This window comes from Deltaproteobacteria bacterium, assembly GCA_016874755.1.
Taxonomy (GTDB): Bacteria; Desulfobacterota; Binatia; order UBA9968; family UBA9968; genus DP-20.
Genome location: VGTH01000013.1, coordinates 1 through 21,026, shown reverse-complemented (window position 1 = coordinate 21,026; position 21,026 = coordinate 1). Strand labels below are relative to the sequence as shown.

The window sequence follows — 21,026 nt, the reverse complement described above, 5'->3', positions numbered from 1 at the left end:
CTGTGCCGACGGAGAGGTCAGCGATGAGAATCACATTTGTCCTTTTCGGATTACTGGCTCTTTGTTGCGTTGTGCTCAGCGACAATCGCGGTGCCGACGCCGCTGAGTCCCCCTACTACGCCGGCAAGACGCTGCGCATTCTGGTCTCCTCCGGCAGCGGCGGCGGCACGGACACGACGGCGCGGTTGGTGTCGCGCTTCATCGGCAAGTATCTGCCGGGACATCCGCGCGTGCTGGTGCAAAACATGCCGGGTGGCGGCGGCACCATCGCCAACAATTATTTCAGCAGCGAAGTGAAGCCCGATGGTTTGACCATTCTACAGGACTCCTCGTCGGCCATCGGCAATTTCGTGCGCGGCGGGCCGACCATTAAATATGACCCGCGCAAGAACAACATGCTCGGCGGCGTCGCCCGCTCGGGCAGCCTGCTGGTGATCCGCAACGATGCCCGCGCGCGCCTGCTCAACAAGAGCGCGAAACCGGTGGTGGTTGGCGACTCCGATGGCATTCGCTCCTGGGTGGCGATGACCGTGTGGGGCGCGGAGTATCTCGATTGGAACCTGCGCTGGATCTACGGCTACCCGGGCAGCCGCGAGCTGCAGCTGGCGATTCGCCAGGGCGAGATCGACATGTGGGCCACGGCCAACGTCAAGCTCGTCAAGGATTTGCAGAAAGAGGGCATCGTTCAGATCGTCCTAGCCGAGGACGAGCGGCGCCGCGAGGATTTTGCCGATGTGCCGACGTTCGTTGAAACCCTCGGCGCGAAGAAGCCGTCAGGGTTGTCGTGGCAAGCGTTCATGGGTTGGGCCGGTTCGCCGGACTTCGATAAATTCTTGGTCGCGCCGCCGGGCACGCCCGAGCCGCTGCTCAAGGCTTTACGAGACGCGTTCACCCAGGTGATGAAAGATCCCGAAGTCGACAAAGAGGGTGACAAGTTTTTTGGCGACGGCTGGAAGCCGATCTCGGCGCAGCGGGTCGAACAGTTGATTCGCGAGCAGATCGACATACCCAAAGACGCGAAGGGCTTCATCACCAAGCTGCGCCAGAAATACAATTTGCCGCTGGGCGAAAAAGCCTCCTGACGCTCTGCAATCTATAAATCGCAATCCGTCTTTGAACTGCGCCACTGAAACGAGACGAGACCCTCCATGTTTGAAGCCGCGCTTGAAGGTCTGATCGGCGTCCTCCAGCCCGAAGCCTTCATGTTCATGTGCCTGGGTGTGGCCATCGGCAGTCTGGTTGGTTTTCTCCCCGGCATCGGCGGACCGAGCACGCTGGCAATCATGCTGCCCTTCGTCATGACCATGAAGGACCCGCTGCTGGTGATCGCACTGCTCGTCGGCCTGGATGCGGTCGGCAACACCGCCAGCGCGTTTACTTCGATTCTCATTTCCGTGCCCGGCAGCTCCGGTTCCCAAGCGACGATTCTCGACGGCCACCCGATGGCGAAAAATGGCGAAGGCGCGCGCGCCCTGAGTGCGTCGTTTGTCGCGTCGCTGCTCGGCGGTATTTTTGGCGCGCTGGTTTTGTTCGCGTCGCTGCCGATCTTGCGGCCGCTGGTGTTATCGTTTAGCTCACCGGAGTTTTTCATCTTGACGCTTTGGGGCGTCAGCATGGTCGGCATTCTCAGCGGCAACGCGCCGATCAAAGGTTTGTTGGCCGGCATCCTCGGCGTGTTTATCTCCACGGTCGGCCTCGATGCCAAATCCGGCGTCGAGCGCTTCGCGTTCAATGTCTCGTACTTGTGGGAAGGCATCGATCTTGTGCTCGTCGCCCTGGGCATCTTCGCGATTCCCGAAGTGATCGATCTGGCCGGCCGCAAGGGCACCATCGCCAAGGCCGAGGAGTTTGGCCGCGGCTATGTGCAGGGGATCATCGACGTCTTCACGCATTGGTGGCTATTGCTGCGCACGTCGATCATCGGCGTCTGGGTCGGATTCCTGCCGGGCCTGGGCAGCTCGGTGGCGGATTGGTTCGCCTACGCGCATGCGGTGCAGACCGAGAAAAATCGCGAGAACTTCGGCCGCGGCGACGTGCGCGGCGTGATCGCCTCCGAAGGCTCGAACAACGCCAAAGAGGGCGGCGACTACATTCCGACGCTCGCCTTCGGCATACCCGGCGGCACTTCTTCGGCTCTGGTGCTGACCGCGTTCATCGCCGTCGGCATCAAGCCCGGGCCCGACATGTTGACCTCGCAGTTGAACCTTACGTTTGCTGTGATCTGGACGCTGGTGATCGCCAACATCATCGCCACCGCGATCTGCATGGTCTTCGCTCGGCCGATCGCCAAGATTTGCTTCATGCCGTTTTACGCCATTGTGCCGCCCATCGTCGCGTTTGTTTTCATCGGCGCCTTTGCCGCCAATTTTCATAACTACGACTTGTTGGGCTTGATGATGTTTTCGTCGCTCGGATTTTTCATGCGCCGCTACGGTTGGCCGCGCGCGCCGCTGGTTTTAGGCATGGTGCTGGGCGACAAGATGGAGCTTTACCTCTGGCTGTCGTACACGCGCTATGGGTTTGAATGGCTGGCACGCCCGGCAGTGATCGTGCTGATTATACTGCTGCTGGCGTCGGTTTTGTATCCGATATATACGAGCAAGCGGCGCGCCGCCGCATTGCCGGCTGAGGATTGAGCATGACGCGCGGGAGAGAAGCGATTTTTTTTACTGCTTTCATCACCCTGGTCATGTTGGCGGCACTGTGGGTGGCGAAGGATTGGCCGGTGCGCGCCGCGATTATTATCTTCTTGCTTGGCGGCCTCGGTGTCGTACTGGCCGCCGTGCAGCTCTTCAAAGACTACCGTGCCATTCATGCCGAAGGCGTTGGCATTGTGCGGCCGACTTTCGAAGTCGCTGCCATCGAGCACGAAGGCAAATGGGGCAGCCTGGAAATCTGGGCCTGGCTGTGGGGGCTCTATTTCGCCATTCACTTGATCGGTTTTCCGATCGCGTTGCCGCTGTTTGTGTTTGCCTATGTAAAATTCTACGGCGGCGGTTGGCTCACCGCGATTGTGCTCACCGCTCTGACCTGGGGATTTCTCTATGGCATCTACGATTACTTGTTGCATGTACCCTGGCCGAAACCGTGGCTCAGCGCAGTCCTGCCTTGGTAAGCCCTGCGCTCGGAGCGCCTTGTCAACGTGTCGCTAGGTAAAGCTGGGTGTATCCAATCGTGCATAGTGTGTAAACCTTTGTATACAGTTGCCTGCTTGCCGGCTTGCGTTCCCGTTTCGTGGGTCCTGATTGAACGCTCTTGCGTCAACGGATCAAATTTAATCGGCGCACGACCTTGTTGCAACGTCTGCCAGGCCGCCTCCAACTCCTGTTGGTGCAGTTCCGCCCAAGCCAAAACGAGTCGCTCCTGACGTCTTGGCAGCGAACCAGCCAAAACCAAGCTCAAAACTCCATCAAATCATTTGCCACCACGACGGTGCCGGCGAAATACTTTCTCACTTCGTCGGCCCAGGGCGAGTAGTCGGTTAGGCCTGGGCGCGTGGTCAGGTGTGATAGTACGACTGTTTTGACTTTTGCCTGGCTTGCGGTGTTGCCGATGGCTTCCAACGACATGTGGCCTTGGGTGGCTTGCTGCATGATGCCGATTTGCTCTGCGGGCGTCATCGCCTGCCAGCGGCCGTCGGCGATCATCGCTTGTTTGCGGTCTTCGCATGATGACGTCTCGGTGACGAGTATGTCAGCATCTTTGGCCAGGGCCGTGACGGCGGCGCAGGGGCCGGTGTCGCCGGTGAAGGCGATGACGCGATCTGGGGTTTCGAAGCGGTATGAGTAGGACTTGTGTTTGCCCGCGGCGGCGCCTTTGTGAAAGCTGAAATGGGTGTTTTCGATGGCGGTTACTTTGATGTTTTCGTCTTCGTAGAACTTGCCGATGCCTTTGTCGTGGCCGCAGAAAACTTGGGCGATTGGCTTGCTGCGGCCGCCGTCGGCGATTCTGATTTCGGCGCTGATGCCATAATACTGGATCGCCGCCAGTACCAATTCCTCTGTGCGCGGCGGGCCGTAAACATTGATCGGTTGCGTGCGCTGGCGATCCCAAGACAGCGAAATAAGCGTACCGAGGCCTGCTGTATGATCGTCGTGGTGGTGCGTAATGAAAATCGTGCCGATATTACGAAAGTCGATACCGGCGCGCGACAGACGGCGGGAGACGCCGTCGCCCGCGTCAATGACATAATGGGTTCCGTTGACGGTGAGAAGATTTGAGCACTGTGCCCGGCCCGGGCGGGCCGAAGGGCCTCCGGCCGTACCGAGGGTGATCAGCGATGATGGTGTGCGCATCTCAAACCTCCGCTTGGGGCATGAACTGTTTCTTGTTCAATCGGGTATGCCCCACGGCGGTGCAACGTAGCGGTGCTCGGATTCAACTCGTACGAGGATGGGATAATTCATGAGACTGCGCTTCCCTAATCGAAATAAATATAGCACGAAGCGACGGGCTTGTAAGAGCCGCCGGGACGCCCGGTTCCACCTCACTCTCCATACTGCTGTATCAACTTGGCTACCAGCGCCGTCCAACCGGTCTGGTGGCTGGCGCCGATGCCGGCGCCGTTGTCGCCGTGGAAGTATTCATGGAAGGGGATGAGATCGTGCCAGTGGGGATCCTTTTGAAACAGCTCGTTGGCGCCGAAGACCGGGCGGCGACCATTGTTGTCGCGCATGAAGATATGGGTCAGCCGCTGGGAGATTTCGCCGGCGACATCCCAGAGGTTGGCCATGTTGCCGGAACCGGTGGGGCACTCGACTTTGTAGCTGTTGCCGAGGAAAAAGTGAAACTTTTGCAGCGATTCGATCAGCAAGAAATTTACCGGGAACCAGATCGGGCCGCGCCAGTTGGAGTTGCCGCCGAACAGACCGGTGCTCGATTCCGATGGTTCATAGTCGACGCGGTACTCGGTGCCGTTGACACCGAATTTGTAAGGGTTGCTAGCATGGTAGCGCGACAGAGCGCGGATGCCGTAGGGCGAAAAGAACTCATTTTCGTCGAGCATGTAACTCAGCACCCGTTTCAAACGATGGCGATTGACCAGCGAGAGAAAACGCTTTGGCCCATCGTCGGTGGCTTCGGTCTCAATGTGTTCGCCCATTTCAGGGCGATTTTCGATGAACCACTGCATGCGCCGCTTGAATGACGGCAGTTTGTCGATCAGCACTGGGTCGAGGGTCTCAACGGCGAACAGCGGGATCAGACCCACCATCGAGCGCACTTTCAGTGGCGTTCGTTTGCCATTGGGAAGGGTCAACACGTCGTAGTAAAAGCCGTCCTGCTTGTCCCACAATTCAATGTTCTCGCCGCCCAGGTTGTTCATGGCGTCGCAAATGTAGACAAAGTGCTCGAAGAATTTGCTCGCCACGTCTTCGTAGGCGGAGTTTCCTCTCGCGAGCTCAAGTGCGATGGCCAGCATGTTCAAACAAAACATGCCCATCCAGCTGGTGCCGTCGGATTGCTCGATGTGGCCGCCGGTGGGCAGCGGGGCGCTGCGGTCGAAGACGCCGATGTTGTCCAAGCCGAGAAAGCCGCCCTGGAAGACGTTGCGCCCTTCGGCGTCCTTGCGGTTGACCCACCAGGTGAAGTTCAACATCAATTTCTGAAAAATCCGTTCGAGAAATTTGCGGTCGCCTTCGCCGCGTCGCTTCATTTCGACTTTGTAAACGCGCCAGGCGGCCCAGGCATGCACCGGCGGGTTGACGTCGCCGAAGGCCCATTCGTAGGCGGGTAACTGGCCGTTCGGGTGCATGTACCATTCGCGCGTCATCAAGAGGAGCTGTTCTTTGGCGAAGTCCGGATCGACGATGGCCGCCGCAACGCAGTGAAACGCCAGGTCCCAGGCGGCGTACCAAGGATACTCCCACTTGTCCGGCATCGAGATCACGTCGGCATTGTACAGATGGCGCCACTCGCGATTGCGCCCCTTGGCGCGTTCGGCTGGCGGCGGCGGTTGGCTGGGGTCGCCTTTGAGCCAGCGATTGACGTCCAAGTGATAAAACTGCTTGCTCCAGAGTAGTCCACCCAGCGCTTGGCGCATGATGTGCGCGCGATCTTCAGTGAGGGTATCGGGGATGACGGTGCGATAAAATTCGTCGGCTTCGGCTTGCCGCTGGGCGACTACTTTGTCGAATTCGCCGTCCAGTGCCAAGCCTCCGCTCGGCTCAGTGGGACTCAGCCGTAAACGCAACGTGACGCGGTCTCCGGCCGCGACTGTGGTTTGATAGTGGGCTGCGGCTTTGGTGCCCGAGTTCGCTGGATTGACACGGTCTTTCTTACCGTGGACGACATAGTCGTTGATGCTGTCTTTGACGTAAGGCGTTTCGTTGGCGAGGCCGAAGAGTTTGTGAAAGTTAGTCTCGTTCTCGGTGAAGAGCAGCTCCGGCGCGCCATCGCAATAGAGCCAACGGTTGCCGTAGTAGGAGTGCGCTAGCTTGATGGCCGCCACTTCGACGGACTCTTCGCGGCGCAGCCGCGGCCGCCGTTCGTCTAGGCCCCACGACCAGGTGTTACGAAACCAAACCGTCGGTAACAGATGCAACGGCGCCGCTGCGGAGCCGCGGTTGATCGCTTCGATCTTAATCAAAATATCGTCCGGTGAAGCTTTGGCGTATTCAATAAAAACATCGAAGTAGCGGTTCTCATCGAACACTCCGGTGTCGATCAGCTCGTACTCTGACGCTGGCTTGCCGCGCCGGCGGTTTTCTTCCACGAGTTTCCCGTAGGGAAATTCCTGATGTGGATACTTGTAGAGAAACTTCATGTAGGAATGGGTCGGTGTGCTGTCAAGATAAAAATAGTATTCCTTGACGTCTTCGCCGTGGTTGCCTTCGTTGCCGTTGAGGCCGAAGAGCCGCTCCTTGATAATCGGATCTTTGCCATTCCATAAAGCAAGCGCGAAACAAGTGAATTGGTGACGGTCGGAGATGCCGCCCAGGCCGTCTTCACCCCAGCGGTAAGCGCGACTGCGAGCCTGATCATGGGGCAGATAGTCCCAGGCGGTGCCTTGGGCGCTGTAATCTTCACGCACGGTGCCCCACTGGCGCTCGGAAAGATAGGGCCCCCAGCGCTTCCAGTTCTTTTTGCGCAGGCGATCCTCTTGGAGCCGGAGTTCTTCTTGAGTCAAGTTTCGGCGCTTCCTTGTCGCGGTTCGATTTGCAGCGGCCATTATATCACGTCCTCGACGGCGCGGTGAGTTTTTCGCTCTGCGCCAGGAAATACTGTCGCCAATTTTCTGACAGGGCTTTCGCCTGGGCCGCTTTACGCATGCCCGCAACGTCGTGTTTGTCGAAAGCGTAGAGGCGAGTGATATCGGCGATGGTAACTTTTTCTTCGTCGCGGCTGAGAAATTCGATGCGATCGCCCGGGGCGATCTCGCCTTCGCGCAGCACGGCACAGTAAAAACCAGTGCGGCGGCTTTTCAAAAACCGCTTCACCATGTCGTCGCGGCCGAACTTCACGTTCAATTTGTAACAGGGGAGCCGCGGCTCGGTGACTTGCACTTCCACGGGACCCAGACAGAAACGATCGCCGACGTTCAAGTCCTTTTCGAGGATGCCTTCGGTGGTAAGGTTTTCACCGAACATGCCCCAATGAAATTCGATCATGGGCAGTTGCTTGCGCCAATAGACGTAATGCTCGGAGGGATAGGCGTAGATCGCCTTGCTCGGTCCGCCATGCACGGCGAGGTCGGCCTGTTCATCGCCGGTGATGTTGAGCGCATTGACGCGCACGCGACCGGCAACCGGCTCTTTGAAAATCCCGGTGCGGATCAACCGGCCTTCGTGGAAAAATTCGCGCGGTTGACCGACGTTGATGGAAACGATTTGCATGACTGTTTGGACGCGAGTTGTCGCGCTTTAGGTGCGCGTTTTTGTGTTGTCCCTAGACTCCCCCCTTTGAAAAAGGAGGACACAGGGGGATTTGATTTTTTCACATCTCCCCTTTTACAAAGGAAGTGAAAATTCAGGCTTCAACGTTGGCTCGAGTTCGGAGCCCCATCATCTGCAAGAACAACGCGCTCGATTCTCACCAACTCGGCCAACGACCAAGCCTGGAACGGACAACCGCGCGGCGTGTGCGGCGCGTCGGCGTCGGCGATCTCGGCGACATGGCCGAGGCCGGCTTGCTGCAAATGGTCTTTTAGCGGTGCAACAAACCGCGCCCGCGCTTCGCGCTTGGCTTCGGCGCTGTTATTGCGCGCGCGCAGCCAGGCTTCGACGAAAGGTCCGATTAACCACGGCCAAACTGTCCCTTGGTGGTAGGCGCCGTCGCGCTCGCGGACGCCGCCCTCATAGCGCGCGGCGTAGCCATTTTCTCCCGGTGCCAGGCTGCGTAGGCCCAAGGGAGTCCAGAGTTTTTGCTCAACGCCATCGACGATAGCCCTGGCGCGCGCGTCATCGAACAGCGGCAGCGGCAGTCCACCCACCGTGAAGATCTGATTCGGGCGAAAGCTCCCATCCAGTTGGCCGGCTTGATGATCGACGTCGACAACGTCGTAGAGACAGTGCCTCGCTTGATTCCAGAAGCGCTGTTGGAACGCCGTCAAACCACGCGCCAAGGGATCTTGCCACGCCGAGGCAAACTGGCTGGCGATCCACAAAGCATTGAGCCAGAGCGCCTGAACCTCCACCGGCTTGCCAATGCGCGGTGTTACCACCCAATCGCCTACTTTGGCATCCATCCAAGTGAGTTGGACTCCCGGCACGCCGCACGCGAGCAGGCCATCGTTGTCCATGCGGATGCCGTAGCGCGTTCCCTGCGAGTAACCGCTGAGGATTGCCTCGATGGCGTTTTGCAAGGACTTGCGCTGCCACTCGTACACCATGCGTCCGTGCGCTTTCATGGCAGCGAAAAAGTCATGCACCGCGACAATGAACCAGAGTGACGCGTCGACGGAATTGTATTCGGGCTTATCGCCGCGATCGGGGAACAGGTTGGGCAGCATGCCTTCGGAAACCACGCCGGACCATTCGAGCAAGATATCGCGCGCTTCGTCGAAGCGGCCAGTGCCGAGACACAAACCGCGCAGCGAGATAAACGTGTCGCGCCCCCAGTCGGTGAACCAGGGATAGCCGGCAACGATGGTTTTGCCCTTGCCGCGCTTGACCAGATAGCTGTCCGCGGCGCGATCCAGCGGGGTCGCAAACTGATTGCGCCGGCGTTGTTCGCTCGCGCGCAGCTCTTGGAGCAGCGGCTCCGCAGCGGCGGCGCGAGCAAGCCGGCCGTCGTCAAAGCCATCGGCGGCGAAAATTAACGTTGCCTCTTGGGCAGTGAGATCGAAACGAAAAACGCCGGGGGCCGCGAGGTCTTCAGCGAAGTCCAAGCCGCGCGCCCGTTCTTCGGCATAGACAAAATCCCGATACCAATCGGGTTGCTGGCTGTACTCGCCGTTGTGCAGCGCGATGATACCCGGAACCCCCGCGTAGGGTTGCCAGACCAACCGCTTGCCATTGTGCAAAGGTTGGAAGTTAAAGCCGCCGTTTTCGTGATGCAGAGAATGGTAGTCACGCCCGGAAAAAAACGGTCGAATCGAAAGCTGCGCCTTTGTCGCGGGGCCGAGCAGCCGCCATGAGACGACGACGATCGACGCATTGTGCACGGCAAAAATCTCTTGTTGGACACGCTTGCCATCGGCAAGCGCGAAAACCCAGCGCGGCCAAGGGTCGTGGGAGAATTCGACGATATTGTTCGCGCCGTCCGGATGCACTATTTCGCTTGGGTAGGCTTGTGAAGAAAGTGCCGTCGTTCCGTTGGCGGTTTCAATCGTGGCATCGAAGCCGTTGACGAGCACGATACGACCGGACGGAGGCTGCGTCGCCGCCAGCAGCAGGGCGTGGTATCGGCGTGTGCGCATGGTGCTGACAGTGCCCGACGCGAAACCGCCTAGGCCGTCGGCTTCGAGCCACTCGTCGTGCATCTTTCGGTTTGAATCGAAGTTCATTCTGGAGTCGTTTCGTCAATGACAATTTTCCGACCCCCTCGCCCATTTCGACGGGAGAGGGTAGGGGTGAGGGCGCGGGCGACCAGCCGGTCGTCCCTACTCATCTTTCTACGAACTGTAGCCCATGCCCGTCTGGATCGCGTGCCAGGAAACCCCTGACGAATCCTAGTTGTTTTTCTTTGATCTCGGCAACCCCAGGGGAGGCGAGGAGAGCGTTTCGGGTTTCGCGTTTCGGGTTTCGCGTTGCAGCGGAGCGCGACAGTGACGGATGCTTATGCCAGGCTCCGAGCGCATTATCTGTCGTCAGCGTAGTTTGCCAATGCCAAATATCGTTGGCGCGCGTGTCGCGTGGCGCCGGACGCCCGTCACGCGGTGTTAGATACTCCAAAAACTCGATGCCCGGCCCACTCAAAGCGCGCAGGCCGCTGATGTGCAGGCGCGCGCCGGCGACGTTGTTCAGATGTTCCTGTTCGACGCCGTAATTCATGCTTTCACCGGCAAGTTTCAGTCCGAGCAGATCACGATAGTATTTTAGACTATTGGCGGTGCTCGAAACTACGATGGCCGTGTGGTCGATGCCGAGAAAGAGCCGGTCGTTTTTCTGCTGCCAGCGCGGGTCGCCTTTACCCTGCGGGAAATAGATGATCTCCAGATGATGGCCATCGGGATCTTTGAAATAGAAAGCGCGAATGCCGGCGGCGGCTTTGTTCGTAGCCGGAATCGTCTGTGGACCGGTCGATGCGTGGCGAATCTTGTGGCTGCGCAGGTGTTGATATGCCTTGTCCATGTCGCTAACGACAATGGCGATATGTTGGAAGGCGTGATCGTTGCTGCGCCAGTCCGGTGGAATCGGGCGCCCCTCCGGCGCCAGATACTGCGTTAACTCAATTGTCTCGGTGCCGAGTTTCATGCGCACCACGCGCATGCGCAAGCCAAAGAGGCCTTGGAGTTTTTCATAATCGCTGCCATGAAGTTCGACATCGGAGATCTTGTCGAAAGAAAGGACTTTGTTGAAGAAGTCTATCGAGCGGTCCATGTCGGCGACGGTCATGCCGACGGCATCGACCGCTTTCACAAGCTGTGCGGGGGAAGGGGAATTAAAAATTAAAAAGCAAAAATTAAAAAAGCAGACTGCCAGCCAGCACGAACCTTCGAATCGTCGCTCCGAAATTTGTGATTGTGAAATTGTAATCTTGAATTTGTCAGCCAGCATATTATCGAATCCTTTCGATAATATGCTGGCCGACTCTTAGCGCGTTCGCCATGATCGTCAGCGCCGGATTGACCGCGCCGCTGGAGACGAAAAAGCTGCCGTCGACGACGTAAAGATTATCAAGATCATGCGCTTTGCAGTTTCTATCCAGCGCGCTGGTTTTCGGATCTTTGCCGAAGCGCACCGTGCCGACCTGATGGGCGACGCCGGCGAGGGGGATGCGCTGACCAACGAATAGGTTGCGTGAGAACAATCCTTCGTGGCACTCGTGGCCATGGACGGCGCACTTGGTCTGCTTTTGCATGAGCTCTTTGAGCTTTGCGATCAAACGTTTGTGGCCTTCTTCGTTGTTGGGCCGGTAGCTCAACACGATGCCGCCGTCGCGATCGAGAGCCACGCGATTGTTCGGGTCGGGCAGGTCTTCCGAGGTCAGCCAGAAATCGAGCGAATGCTGCGCCATTTTGTCGAGGGTCCAGCCCGGTGTGAATGCCGGCGCGCCGCCTTTGAGCGTCTCGCCGTCGAGCTTGCCGACAAAAGAGATATGGCCCATCGGATAGTGCCAGTCGGCCGATCCGAAGTAAAAATCGTTTATCGATAGGGATTTTTGAAAGATCGTCGGGTTGGGACATTTCGACAACGCCATTAACACGGAATTCACATGGCCCATGTAGTGGCGCCCGACAACGTCGGAGCTGTTAGCCAGGCCGCGCGGATGTTGGTCGCTGGCCGAGCGTAAGAGCAGCGCCGCGGAGTTGATTGCGCCGCAGGCGGAGACCACGATGTCGGCCGATAGCTCTGCGCGGTTGCCATTGTGTTGCACGATCACCTTCTCGACGCGTCGTCCTGAGTTGTCGGTTTCGAGGCGCTCGACATAGGCATTGGTCATGAGCGAAACGTTGGGATGGGTGAGCGCTGGGTCGACGGCAGAAACTTGCGAGTCGGACTTGGCGTAGACTAGACAAGGGAAGCCGTCGCAGGTCTCGCAGCGGATGCATTTGCTTTGGCGCGGATTCTTTTCATCCAACATCACCCCCAAAGGCGTGTGAAATGGGTGCAGTCCGAGCCGCGTAAAATCGTCGGACAACTGCTGGATGCGCGGCTCGTGGCTGACCGCAGGGTGGGAGTAGGGGGAGGATGCTGGCGGATCCGTGGGGTCTTCGTTGCGTTGACCGTGGACGTGATAGAGTTTCTCGGCTTCGCCGTAGAACGGTTCTAATTCGTCATAACCAATCGGCCATGCCGGTGAGATGCCGCCCTGGTGCTTGATCTCGCCGAAGTCTTCCTTGCGCAGGCGAAATAGCGCGGCGCCGAAAAATTTAGTGTTGCCGCCAACGTAGTAATTGGCGTGCGGATGCAGCTCCCTGCCGTCCTTGTCGCGCCACTTCTCTTTAGTTTGATATTTGCCTTCGAGGTTGACCGCACGCGGATTCCAGTTGTCTTTTTCGCGCGGCACGTAGTCGCCGCGCTCAAGAATCAGTATCCGTTTCGCTGAAGGAGCAAGCTTATGAGCCAGGGTTCCGCCGCCCGCGCCAGAACCGATGATAATGATGTCGTAGTGGTTGTTCGACATGAGCGTCTCTCCGCGACAATGTCTCGACTGTTAGATGCCTGAGAAAGCCAAAGCGATGCGCCGCGCGGTTTAATTAACTTTGTGCCGCGCCCAGCGGTGCGCTGGCAAAGTTAACGCCAAAGCGGGCGCACCAGATAGTCACATGTTTGTATTTGTTCAAGTCGACGTGGGCCGGGATATCGTAGTTCTGATCGCCCTTGTTGCCCTTCATCGAGCCCAGATCGACAAAGCCGGCGGCCGCGATGGCGTCACCGCCCTTCTCAACGATGGCAGCGGACAAGTAAACATGGACATCGGGGCCATTGGAGGTTTCGAAATCGGTCAGCCGTAAGGTCCGCTTGCCGTCAGCCAGCTGATAGATCGATGCCAAACCGCGGGTCTCGTGGGCAAAACTCTTGAACTGGCCGACGGAGAGCGCCGCTTGGCGGCCTGCAGCCTGGGTCGCTGGGAGTTGCTCGTTGACCTGCTTATCGACAAACAACAACTCGGGCCGAAAGGTGTACCAGGCCAGCGCAAGAGCGATGACTCCTAATCCGATTGCAGCGTTTCGCTTGTTCATAGTTACAGAACCTCCGTGAAGATTTCGGTGCCGCCGAGTGATTCAGCGTGACGGTTCTTAGATGTCGCGAAGCACGCAAAGGTTGCTGGTTCAACCTTGATTTCGACCGAGTGGAGGGTCTGTCAAATTTGGGTGTTTACGATTCAACGTCGAAATTCAAGAAAAAAAACACGAAAAGCGCGAAACACAGAAGAACTAACCACGAAACACACGAAAATCACGAAAACAGAAACGCTGACTGTGTTGCCTCTCCCTGTTGGTACTCTATTCCGAGTTCGTTGCTTGAAAGACGCGGAGGTTTGGCGGTTCCGTCGACAGAAATGGCGCTTTGGTTCGAACGAACCGGGCAACTGCCGCAGACGGGATGGTCGACGGTCTGTTGCAATACACCGGCCGATCAGCGGCAGCTATTTCTGGCGTCCACCGATGCCGGGCGGCTAGTTGGATCTGCGGATATTGGGAATCTAGCTCAATCGCACGGGCTCAACGGTGTAGCTTACCCAGCCGGAAATCACGGCCCACAAAACCAGCATGGTGGCGGCGATGCCGAGCAACTGAAACAACAACGCGCAACGAAGAAGTTTGACGTTGCTGCCGACGAAGCGGACAAAAAACAGCTTGCTCGATAGCGAGTCGCCCAAGTTCAAGTCATGCAGCCGGGTTGGCACAATGGCCGGTATCGCGCAGCCGATGGCTATCAGCCAGGATATGAGCGGCGCGATCAAGAGGCAACGCAGGTAGGGGCTCTCGACCGCGCCCAGTTTGGCAAACGACACCGCGGCAAAATAGGCGCCGCCGAGAAAGGTCGCCAGGGTGATCACTTGCTAGGCGCCGTCTTCGACTTTCTTGACTGCGCCGAGCAAGGTTTGTTTCTGCACCTCCAGCCAGACGGTCTCGGCAAACAGCTTTTCGGTTTGCGGATCGGGCGCCGCTTGGGGCTGCTCGCGCGCAGCGCCGGCCAGCAGCTCTTGCAATAGTTGTCTAAGGCCCATCATTGGTGCCGTGTTTCGCGCGACTTGCCGCAGACGCCGCACTTGTTGGGGTCTTTCTTCAGGTGCGGCACCATGACGTTGCGCAACGCTTCTTCGTACTCGTGGTCGCTCGGACTCTGGCCGCACTCCGGGCATTTTTTCACTGCCATGCCGGTTTCGTCCTTCCTGTGATAGAATTCATTTCGCAAGCTCAGCCGCGGCGGAGTCTCTGCCTTAGCGCAAGTCTCGACGCCAGCGCAAGGTTCACAGCCAAAATGCGTAAGCCCCAGGACATCTGTCCCAACTGCCATTCGACCCAACCGCAATGTCTGTGCGATGAAATCCCGCGCTTAAACTTAACGACGCGGGTGTGTCTGGTGATTCACCATCGCGAGTTGTTGCGCAGTAGCAACACCGGATTGTTGGCGCTGCGCGCGCTGGTGAACAGCGAGATGCGCGTGCGCGGCGAAGGCCGAGAGGGTCTCGATCTTGTCGATTTGGTGGCATCTCCTTATCGTACGTTTCTGTTTTATCCCGCGCCCGACGCGGTGGAGTTGACCGGCGAGTTGGTTCGTCAATCGCCGGTGCCGATCCAGCTGATCGTTCCCGACGGCACCTGGCGCCAGGCCAGCAAAGTCCATTACCGCCAGACTGAGTTGGCCGGAGTGCCGCGGGTGAAGATCGCCAAGCCGGACGCGGTGATGTACTCGCTGCGCGCGCAGCATCGCCCCGAAGGCATGGCGACGCTGCAAGCGATCGCTCACGGCCTGGGCGTCATCGAAGGCGATCACGTCAAGGCGCAATTGATGCAGCTTTACCGCGCCAAGCTCGACCGCGCGCTGGCTGGGCGGGGGCTGGCAACCGGCTCCGCTGCGGTTGTTAAGTCGCGCCAAACGCAGTAGACCAGCTGGAATCCATCGCGCTGAGGGTGACTTGAATAGCCTGATAGATTTCTTGATTGCTGGCACTAACCTTTCGTTCACCGGTTTTTTGATTCTCTGCGCTGTGTCGTTTCTCGGCAGCTTCATCGCCGGTGCATTGGGTCTCGGTGGCGGTGTGCTCGTCTTGGCGACGATGGCCAATCTGCTGCCGCCCATCGCCCTGGTGCCGGTTCACGGCGTGGTGCAATTGGCATCGAACTTTAGCCGGGCGATTTTGAGCTGGCGCTATACCCTGATGTCGATCATTCCGGCGTTTCTCGTCGGCACGATCATCGGCGCGGCCATCGGCGCGCAGTTTGTCGTCGCGTTGCCAAAGTATTTGCTGCAGACCATCATCGCGGTTTTTATCTTGGCGTCGACCTGGCTGCCGAATTTGCAGAGCCGCTCGGCGAGCAAAGTGAAATTCTTTTTCGTCGGCATCATTACGACAATCGTCACCATGTTCGTCGGCGGCACCGGCGTGTTGGTCGGCGCCTTCGTATCGCCGGCGTGCCCGGAGAAAAATCAGTTCGTCAGCACGCATTCCGTTGTCATGACGATCCAGCATGGCTTGAAGATCATCACGTTTGCGTTGATCGGTTTTGCTTTCGGCCCTTACTTGGCGCTGCTCGTGGGTTTGGTTTCATTGAGCTTTTTGGGCAGCTACGCCGGCAAGCTAGCGCTCAATCGTTTGCCCGAACCGGTCTTTCGCATGGCGCTCAAAGTCACCTTGACGGTGCTCGCTTTGCAACTGCTCTACACCGGCGTGCGCGGCGCCATCGGTTAGTCGGCGATAGCGTGAAAGGGTGGAGCAGAAGACTTACCTCATTACGAAGCACACGAAGGTCACGAAGTTCGGAAAGAGTTGAGATCGTGCTCGTCGCTCGTGCTCGTGTTCGCCGGACAGCGCCGAAAAGCGAGCACGAGCCACGAACACGAGCACGATTCGTGGTGAAATCTCTTTCTCCTTGCCATCACCCGCCAATCTAAATAGACTCCGGGCAACCACAAGGTGCGATTACAACCATTACGAGGAGGTTCTATGGCGGAACAAACCTTGAAAGGAAGTTGTCTGTGTAAATCTGTGCGCTATGAGGTGTCGACGCCGTTCATGCGCTTTGGCCATTGTTATTGCTCGCGCTGTCGCAAGGCCACCGGCGGGGTGCGTTCGACCAACATCGCCGTGCCGATCGCGCAGTTCAAGTGGACCCAGGGGGAGAATTTGATCAAGCGCTACGATCTGCCGGAGGCCAAGAGTTTTGCGCGGCAGATTTGCAGCACGTGCAATTGTCCGATCCCTCATGCGTCGCGCGACGGCACGCGGGTGATTGTGCCGTCGGGAACGCTGGACGATTTGCCTCCGGGCAAGCCCGCGGTGCACGGCCACTGGAGCAGCCGCGTTCCCTTTGTCTCGACTAACGAAGCCGATTTACCCTGCGAGAACTGATCTTAAACGATGTTGACAACGACTGTTGGGCGTTTGCGCGCGGTGGGCATGGCCGAGGGAGTGTCCTTTCTGCTGCTCCTCGGGGTGGCGATGCCGCTGAAGTATCTAGCCGGCATGCCGCAGGCAGTGAAAGTCGCCGGCTGGATTCATGGACTGTTGTTCATGGCGTTTTGCGTCTGTCTCTACGTGGCGCACGATGAGCGGCGCTGGCCGCTGCGGTGGACGGCGTTGGTGTTCGTTGCGGCGCTGCTGCCGTTCGGCCCGTTTGTGATCGATCGGCGTTTGAAAAAAGACCACTAAATTTCAGAAGAGGAGATGCGAATGACAGACGAGATGCAAGTGAGTCGAGATATTGTGATCGAAGCCGATGCCGAATCCATCGAGCGCATGCGCAAGGAAGGCCACGTGCGTGGCTTTACGGTATTTTGCGACGAGCAGGCGCGCACCGGCGGCGACAATTCGGCACCATCGCCGATGGGGTACTTCGCCCTATCGGTGGCCTTTTGACTACTCACCCAAGTTTCCCGGTACGGGGAAATGATGAAGGTGAAAGTCGATAAGATGAAGATCTACGTGACCACGCGTTTCAGAGCCGAGGGCTCGGTGCTGCGCGAGACGATCAAATCAGGCGGCGTCGGCGTCGAGATGAAGAGCGAGATTTCATCGAGCGCACCGCCCGACCGCGTTGCCGCACTGATGCGCAACGCCGAGGCCGGCTGCTACATCATGCAGACAATCCTGAATCCGACGCCGGTGACGCGGGAGTTTAAGTTGAACGGCGAGGCGTTCGATCCGGAGAGTTACAAAAAAGCCAAGTAAGATATTCCTCGCGCAAAGGCGCCAAGGACGCAAAGTTCGGAGGGCGACAACGTGTCATCGTGAGGCGGCGCCGAAGGGTTCGAAATGACGCGCGCGTGCCGGTAGAAGGCCATCTGATTGGAAGTGTCGCCACGGTGAAACATCAAAGCGTGGAATGGTCTGATAAGAGTTACACGATGAGAGGCGTCAACATCCTGGCGTGTGGCCTCGTGGCGGTGCTGTGTGCCGGAAGCCAGCTGGCTCACGCCGAGCCGCGCACTACGCTGGCCGACGGTGCGACCGGCAGGATCGAGTTCCGTACCTACACACCCACGTCGCAGGCGCCGCTGATCACCCGCGCATACCTGAGTGGGCCACCAGTCGTGGTAAGCGGCAGGCTCTCCATGCCGAAGGCTGGCGGGCCGTTGGAGCGGGAGGGCAAGAGTCCGGCCGTCATCCTTGCGCACGGGGTCGGCGGCATCTCCGACGAGCGCGAGGGCGCCTGGGCGAAGCGCCTCAACTCGTGGGGTATCGCCGCCTTCGTGTTGGACAGCTTCACAGGACGCGGAATCAAGCCGCCGATCTACTCCGATCAACCAGGGTTCACGCACTTCGTCGCCCACCTGTTCGACGCTTACGTGGCGCTGCAGCTCCTCGGCACGCACCCGCAGATCGACGGTTCGCGCGTTGCCATCATGGGCTTCTCGCGCGGAGGCGAGGTGGCAGTGAACGCGATCTTCGAGCGCTTCCGTGAGGTCGTACTCGGCACCGCGCCTGACCGGTTCGCGGCCTACATCCCTCTGTATCCGTACTGCAACTTCCGGCACAAGGGGAAAGGACTCGCGACCGCGCCGATGCTGATGCTGCTTGGCGGGTCCGACGAGATGACGGAACCAGTAGCCTGCGAGCACTACGCGGCCGAGCTGAAACAACGCGGAGTGTCGGTGCGGGTGGTCGTGTTCCCCGATGCTCATCATGGATTCGATCGGCAGTCGCCGGTGGTATTTGATCGGAACTACGTCGGCATCCACGCCTGCGAGGCAGTGTACGACGTGGACACGCGCGTTATTCGGCGAGTGGACAGCGGCATCACTCTGGCCACGAAGGAGGCGACCGACGCTTGGCTTCGGGAGTGCCGCAAGAAGGGGGCCCGCTTCGGAGGCAACGACAAGGCGCGCGACGCAGCAATCTTGGAAGTGCGCGGCTTCCTGACCGAGGTCTTCGGACGCTGAAACCAGCGAGCCAACACACCGGCCTCAGACCACGCCTCAACGCACATGCGTTGGGCGTGGCGCCACTGCTGAGGTGCAGGGCATTATCGACATCAGCCAAACAAGCCGCTGAAGCCAAAAAAGCACGGGCCCGATGGCGGACGCTGTTGATATGCTGGACAAACTCAAGCTAGTCCAGCTAGTCAGCAGCGTTATGTCCCTATGTCAGATCCTTAAAGAAATGACCACAGACGATTGAGCGCATCGTTTCATCTAACTAGAGTCAATCGGACCCCAAAAGCAATTTCTGCCATTTGCCCGCCTTGTGAGCTAAGCATGGACGCAACCCCTTTGTGGTTTTCCCGAAGAGCGGGAAGAGGCCGCGCGGCTAATTTCCAGGAAAATCGGCGCCGTCGTCTTGCCGGTGCATGTGGCCCGCGAAGCCCTCGACTCGCCCGCGCTCCGCTGGATCAGCAGTCCCTACGCTCTCGTGCAAGGAGCTGAAACTTGCAACCGTATTTAGGTGAGCATGGGGCTTTCGCGAACCCGGGTGCCCGCCGAAGAACTCTTCGATTTTCGTTTCTACGACCGCATCTTCGGTCGTCAACCGCAACCCAAGAAGTACCGATTCTACGCTCCGCGAGCAGCGCGCCAGCGGCGGTCAGAGCTGAGCGCGATGTTCTATGGAACGCTGCAACTGTTTGTAGTTTTTCAAAAGGTCGGTGGATGTCACGATGCCGACAACGATGCGGCTGGCGTCGACCACCGGCAGACAGTTGATGCGCCGGGCCGTCATGATTTCAGCGGCCGCCGAGAGCGGTGTTTCAGGACTAACGGTGGTTGGCTGCCGTGCCATCACGCTCGACACGGGTTTGGTCTGCCACTCGGACATGCCAGCAATCGCCCACAGGACATCCCGGTCAGATATCACGCCAGCCAGGGTATGGTCCGGGTTGACGACGAGAAAATGACGGAAAGAATGTTGCGTCAGCAGTTCGACGACGTGACCGAAAGTCTGCTCTGGAGTTAGCGTAATCAACTTGGAAGTCATAACTTCCAGCACCAACATGGGCGCGCCGAGCCATTCACGCTTAGGTGATTCCTGCAGTAAATTCATCGGAGTCCCCTTTGTCATCTTATCGGCAAAAAAGTGCGGGGACTTTACCTCGAAGCATGCTTAGTTTGCTCGTTTATCGGTTCGAAGAGGTCCGAAGGCAGGGGCGCATCAGACGGGCGCAGTCCAAACAGAGCGAAACGGACCTGCAACCACCTGATCATAGCCAACAGGCGTGGCTTTGAGCTGTTGCGCGTTGAGTTTCTGACTCAAGTCGCCGAGATGGGCAATACATAGGGTGCCGAGGTCGTAGACAAACGCCGCTCCGTGCCGGACTTGCTAATAATCAGAAAAAAATTGTGACCGAAGTATTGGATCGTCGCGTCGGGACTCGCGGCATAGGCGACCGAGCCTGACTTGCGCGCGACCTCAGGGTCGCGGCAGCCAGAAAGGGATTCCGGTGGTGCAATCACTGTCGCCAGCAAACCGATCGCAAAGCTGTAAAGAAGCAGCGCCAGTCGTTGCGGTAAAGCGCGTGTCGTGATTCCGTGACTTTATCGCGCAATAAATCGACGCGCAAAGGCAGACCTGTTCATCGGCCGAGGAAGAGACGCCCCGGAAAGGAATCACAAGAAGCGGGTTTGGGTTGTTGTTCTGCTATGGTTCATGCCAAGCGAGTCGCAACTGCGACATGGCCTGGGGATGGCGCCGGATCAAGAACGCGAACATTGCGATGGCGGCGAAGAGATTGCCACCACCCACGGCCACGGCGCCAAGGGTGCCGATTAAGTAAGGGAAAACCGCAGCCGCAGCAGAAAATAGCAGCGCTTCGAAGAGCACAAATAAAAGCAGGATGACGATGCCGAATTGCGGGTTGTGCTCGAACAACGCAAACATACGCGCGATGATCAAACCGGCGATCAGAAAGAGCACGCCATGCAAACCGGTGTAGGCGAGAATGATGTAAGGGTTGATCGAGACCGCCTGGTCCGGGCTCTGGCCAAGAAAGATAACACTGCCAATCAGCGCAGGAGTGAAGAACATCTGGCCGCGCGCGGTATCAAGAATCAGAAACCAGAGGGCGACAACAGCTGCACCGACGATACCGGTCAAGATGCCGTCCTCAAGCACGCCCAGCGAGCGCTCCTGAGTTCGGCTCGCCGAAGACGCTTGGGAAGTCGATTGCATCGAGCTTTCCATAAGACCTCCATAGGAGCTATGATCAAAGCGTGTGGAAATAGGAAATAGGTAGGCGTACCCTTTCGCGAATCTAAAAACGAAAGGCTGCCTGTTGGCGCAGGCAGGAAAGGATACGCCGATGAGAGAAAAGCACACTGAGG

General features: G+C 58.3%; 21 protein-coding genes. 10 read left to right on the top strand and 11 right to left on the bottom strand.

What is annotated here, in order from left to right; genetic code table 11:
* The first annotated feature begins 23 nt into the window (after positions 1-23).
* The 3 genes from FJ145_09970 to FJ145_09960 all read left to right on the top strand — a co-directional run bounded on the left by FJ145_09970 (position 24) and on the right by FJ145_09960 (position 3,115).
* On the top strand, positions 24-1,082 hold the full coding sequence (locus FJ145_09970) for a hypothetical protein (GenBank protein ID MBM4261745.1): 1,059 nt from the start codon (positions 24-26) through the stop codon (positions 1,080-1,082).
* A gap of 66 nt (positions 1,083-1,148) precedes the next feature.
* Positions 1,149-2,636, top strand: coding sequence for a tripartite tricarboxylate transporter permease (locus tag FJ145_09965; protein ID MBM4261744.1), 1,488 nt, complete (start codon positions 1,149-1,151; stop codon positions 2,634-2,636).
* Between the two features lie 2 nt (positions 2,637-2,638).
* The gene (locus FJ145_09960; GenBank protein MBM4261743.1) at positions 2,639-3,115 is read left to right on the top strand and encodes a hypothetical protein; all 477 of its coding nucleotides are present in this window, start codon (positions 2,639-2,641) and stop codon (positions 3,113-3,115) included.
* Here the strand turns inward: FJ145_09960 and FJ145_09955 are convergent.
* From FJ145_09955 to FJ145_09915, 9 genes are all read right to left on the bottom strand, one after another.
* Positions 3,058-3,402 carry a DUF4160 domain-containing protein gene (locus FJ145_09955; protein ID MBM4261742.1) on the bottom strand — a complete coding sequence of 115 codons (345 nt, stop codon included), beginning with the start codon at positions 3,400-3,402 and terminating at the stop codon, positions 3,058-3,060. The genes FJ145_09960 and FJ145_09955 overlap by 58 nt on opposite strands.
* Positions 3,399-4,295, bottom strand: a complete 897-nt coding sequence (locus tag FJ145_09950) for an MBL fold metallo-hydrolase (protein MBM4261741.1) — start codon at positions 4,293-4,295, stop codon at positions 3,399-3,401. The genes FJ145_09955 and FJ145_09950 overlap by 4 nt, the downstream gene beginning before the upstream one ends.
* Positions 4,296-4,486: 191 nt before the next feature.
* Positions 4,487-7,168: a glucosidase gene (locus tag FJ145_09945; protein ID MBM4261740.1), complete on the bottom strand. Its 2,682-nt coding sequence runs from the start codon at positions 7,166-7,168 to the stop codon at positions 4,487-4,489.
* Between the two features lie 4 nt (positions 7,169-7,172).
* Positions 7,173-7,832: an MOSC domain-containing protein gene (locus FJ145_09940; GenBank protein ID MBM4261739.1), complete on the bottom strand. Its 660-nt coding sequence runs from the start codon at positions 7,830-7,832 to the stop codon at positions 7,173-7,175.
* 140 nt (positions 7,833-7,972) lie between these two features.
* On the bottom strand, positions 7,973-9,943 hold the full coding sequence (locus FJ145_09935; GenBank protein ID MBM4261738.1) for a glycogen debranching protein: 1,971 nt from the start codon (positions 9,941-9,943) through the stop codon (positions 7,973-7,975).
* Between the two features lie 100 nt (positions 9,944-10,043).
* Complete coding sequence (locus FJ145_09930) at positions 10,044-11,156, bottom strand: VOC family protein (protein ID MBM4261737.1); 1,113 nt, start codon at positions 11,154-11,156, stop codon at positions 10,044-10,046.
* A gap of 1 nt (position 11,157) precedes the next feature.
* Positions 11,158-12,726, bottom strand: a complete 1,569-nt coding sequence (locus FJ145_09925) for a GMC family oxidoreductase (GenBank protein ID MBM4261736.1) — start codon at positions 12,724-12,726, stop codon at positions 11,158-11,160.
* Positions 12,727-12,799: 73 nt separating this feature from the next.
* The gene (locus tag FJ145_09920; GenBank protein MBM4261735.1) at positions 12,800-13,285 is read right to left on the bottom strand and encodes a DM13 domain-containing protein; all 486 of its coding nucleotides are present in this window, start codon (positions 13,283-13,285) and stop codon (positions 12,800-12,802) included.
* Positions 13,286-13,749: 464 nt separating this feature from the next.
* A complete protein-coding gene (locus FJ145_09915) occupies positions 13,750-14,106 on the bottom strand; it encodes a hypothetical protein (GenBank protein ID MBM4261734.1) in 357 nt (118 codons plus the stop codon).
* A gap of 425 nt (positions 14,107-14,531) precedes the next feature.
* Here FJ145_09915 and FJ145_09910 point away from each other — a divergent pair, with 425 nt between their 5' ends.
* The 7 genes from FJ145_09910 to FJ145_09880 all read left to right on the top strand — a co-directional run bounded on the left by FJ145_09910 (position 14,532) and on the right by FJ145_09880 (position 18,653).
* On the top strand, positions 14,532-15,158 hold the full coding sequence (locus FJ145_09910) for a DTW domain-containing protein (GenBank protein MBM4261733.1): 627 nt from the start codon (positions 14,532-14,534) through the stop codon (positions 15,156-15,158).
* Positions 15,100-15,963 (top strand): sulfite exporter TauE/SafE family protein, encoded by an 864-nt coding sequence (locus FJ145_09905; GenBank protein ID MBM4261732.1) that lies wholly within the window; start codon positions 15,100-15,102, stop codon positions 15,961-15,963. Before FJ145_09910 ends, FJ145_09905 begins: the two co-directional genes overlap by 59 nt.
* A gap of 255 nt (positions 15,964-16,218) precedes the next feature.
* Positions 16,219-16,623, top strand: a complete 405-nt coding sequence (locus tag FJ145_09900; protein MBM4261731.1) for a GFA family protein — start codon at positions 16,219-16,221, stop codon at positions 16,621-16,623.
* Between the two features lie 9 nt (positions 16,624-16,632).
* Positions 16,633-16,923, top strand: coding sequence for a DUF3817 domain-containing protein (locus FJ145_09895; protein ID MBM4261730.1), 291 nt, complete (start codon positions 16,633-16,635; stop codon positions 16,921-16,923).
* A 21-nt stretch (positions 16,924-16,944) separates the two neighbouring features.
* A complete protein-coding gene (locus tag FJ145_09890) occupies positions 16,945-17,130 on the top strand; it encodes a hypothetical protein (protein ID MBM4261729.1) in 186 nt (61 codons plus the stop codon).
* A 30-nt stretch (positions 17,131-17,160) separates the two neighbouring features.
* Positions 17,161-17,442, top strand: a complete 282-nt coding sequence (locus FJ145_09885; GenBank protein MBM4261728.1) for a hypothetical protein — start codon at positions 17,161-17,163, stop codon at positions 17,440-17,442.
* Between the two features lie 95 nt (positions 17,443-17,537).
* Complete coding sequence (locus FJ145_09880; protein MBM4261727.1) at positions 17,538-18,653, top strand: hypothetical protein; 1,116 nt, start codon at positions 17,538-17,540, stop codon at positions 18,651-18,653.
* Between the two features lie 640 nt (positions 18,654-19,293).
* Here FJ145_09880 and FJ145_09875 read toward each other — a convergent pair.
* Both FJ145_09875 and FJ145_09870 read right to left on the bottom strand, forming a co-directional pair.
* On the bottom strand, positions 19,294-19,767 hold the full coding sequence (locus FJ145_09875; protein MBM4261726.1) for a CBS domain-containing protein: 474 nt from the start codon (positions 19,765-19,767) through the stop codon (positions 19,294-19,296).
* Positions 19,768-20,343: 576 nt separating this feature from the next.
* The gene (locus tag FJ145_09870; GenBank protein ID MBM4261725.1) at positions 20,344-20,886 is read right to left on the bottom strand and encodes a hypothetical protein; all 543 of its coding nucleotides are present in this window, start codon (positions 20,884-20,886) and stop codon (positions 20,344-20,346) included.
* Positions 20,887-21,026: the final 140 nt, after the last annotated feature.

What these genes read in the sequence shown, in the direction of transcription:
- FJ145_09930 (MBM4261737.1), bottom strand. Translation starts at nt 11,156, where the DNA reads ATGCTGGCTGACAAATTCAAGATTACAATTTCACAATCACAAATTTCG.
- FJ145_09940 (MBM4261739.1), bottom strand. Translation starts at nt 7,832, where the DNA reads ATGCAAATCGTTTCCATCAACGTCGGTCAACCGCGCGAATTTTTCCAC.
- FJ145_09895 (MBM4261730.1), top strand. Translation starts at nt 16,633, where the DNA reads ATGTTGACAACGACTGTTGGGCGTTTGCGCGCGGTGGGCATGGCCGAG.
- FJ145_09945 (MBM4261740.1), bottom strand. Translation starts at nt 7,168, where the DNA reads ATGGCCGCTGCAAATCGAACCGCGACAAGGAAGCGCCGAAACTTGACT.
- FJ145_09875 (MBM4261726.1), bottom strand. Translation starts at nt 19,767, where the DNA reads ATGACAAAGGGGACTCCGATGAATTTACTGCAGGAATCACCTAAGCGT.
- FJ145_09935 (MBM4261738.1), bottom strand. Translation starts at nt 9,943, where the DNA reads ATGAACTTCGATTCAAACCGAAAGATGCACGACGAGTGGCTCGAAGCC.
- FJ145_09965 (MBM4261744.1), top strand. Translation starts at nt 1,149, where the DNA reads ATGTTTGAAGCCGCGCTTGAAGGTCTGATCGGCGTCCTCCAGCCCGAA.
- FJ145_09960 (MBM4261743.1), top strand. Translation starts at nt 2,639, where the DNA reads ATGACGCGCGGGAGAGAAGCGATTTTTTTTACTGCTTTCATCACCCTG.
- FJ145_09920 (MBM4261735.1), bottom strand. Translation starts at nt 13,285, where the DNA reads ATGAACAAGCGAAACGCTGCAATCGGATTAGGAGTCATCGCTCTTGCG.
- FJ145_09910 (MBM4261733.1), top strand. Translation starts at nt 14,532, where the DNA reads ATGCGTAAGCCCCAGGACATCTGTCCCAACTGCCATTCGACCCAACCG.
- FJ145_09870 (MBM4261725.1), bottom strand. Translation starts at nt 20,886, where the DNA reads ATGGAAAGCTCGATGCAATCGACTTCCCAAGCGTCTTCGGCGAGCCGA.
- FJ145_09900 (MBM4261731.1), top strand. Translation starts at nt 16,219, where the DNA reads ATGGCGGAACAAACCTTGAAAGGAAGTTGTCTGTGTAAATCTGTGCGC.
- FJ145_09970 (MBM4261745.1), top strand. Translation starts at nt 24, where the DNA reads ATGAGAATCACATTTGTCCTTTTCGGATTACTGGCTCTTTGTTGCGTT.
- FJ145_09885 (MBM4261728.1), top strand. Translation starts at nt 17,161, where the DNA reads ATGATGAAGGTGAAAGTCGATAAGATGAAGATCTACGTGACCACGCGT.
- FJ145_09890 (MBM4261729.1), top strand. Translation starts at nt 16,945, where the DNA reads ATGACAGACGAGATGCAAGTGAGTCGAGATATTGTGATCGAAGCCGAT.
- FJ145_09925 (MBM4261736.1), bottom strand. Translation starts at nt 12,726, where the DNA reads ATGTCGAACAACCACTACGACATCATTATCATCGGTTCTGGCGCGGGC.
- FJ145_09950 (MBM4261741.1), bottom strand. Translation starts at nt 4,295, where the DNA reads ATGCGCACACCATCATCGCTGATCACCCTCGGTACGGCCGGAGGCCCT.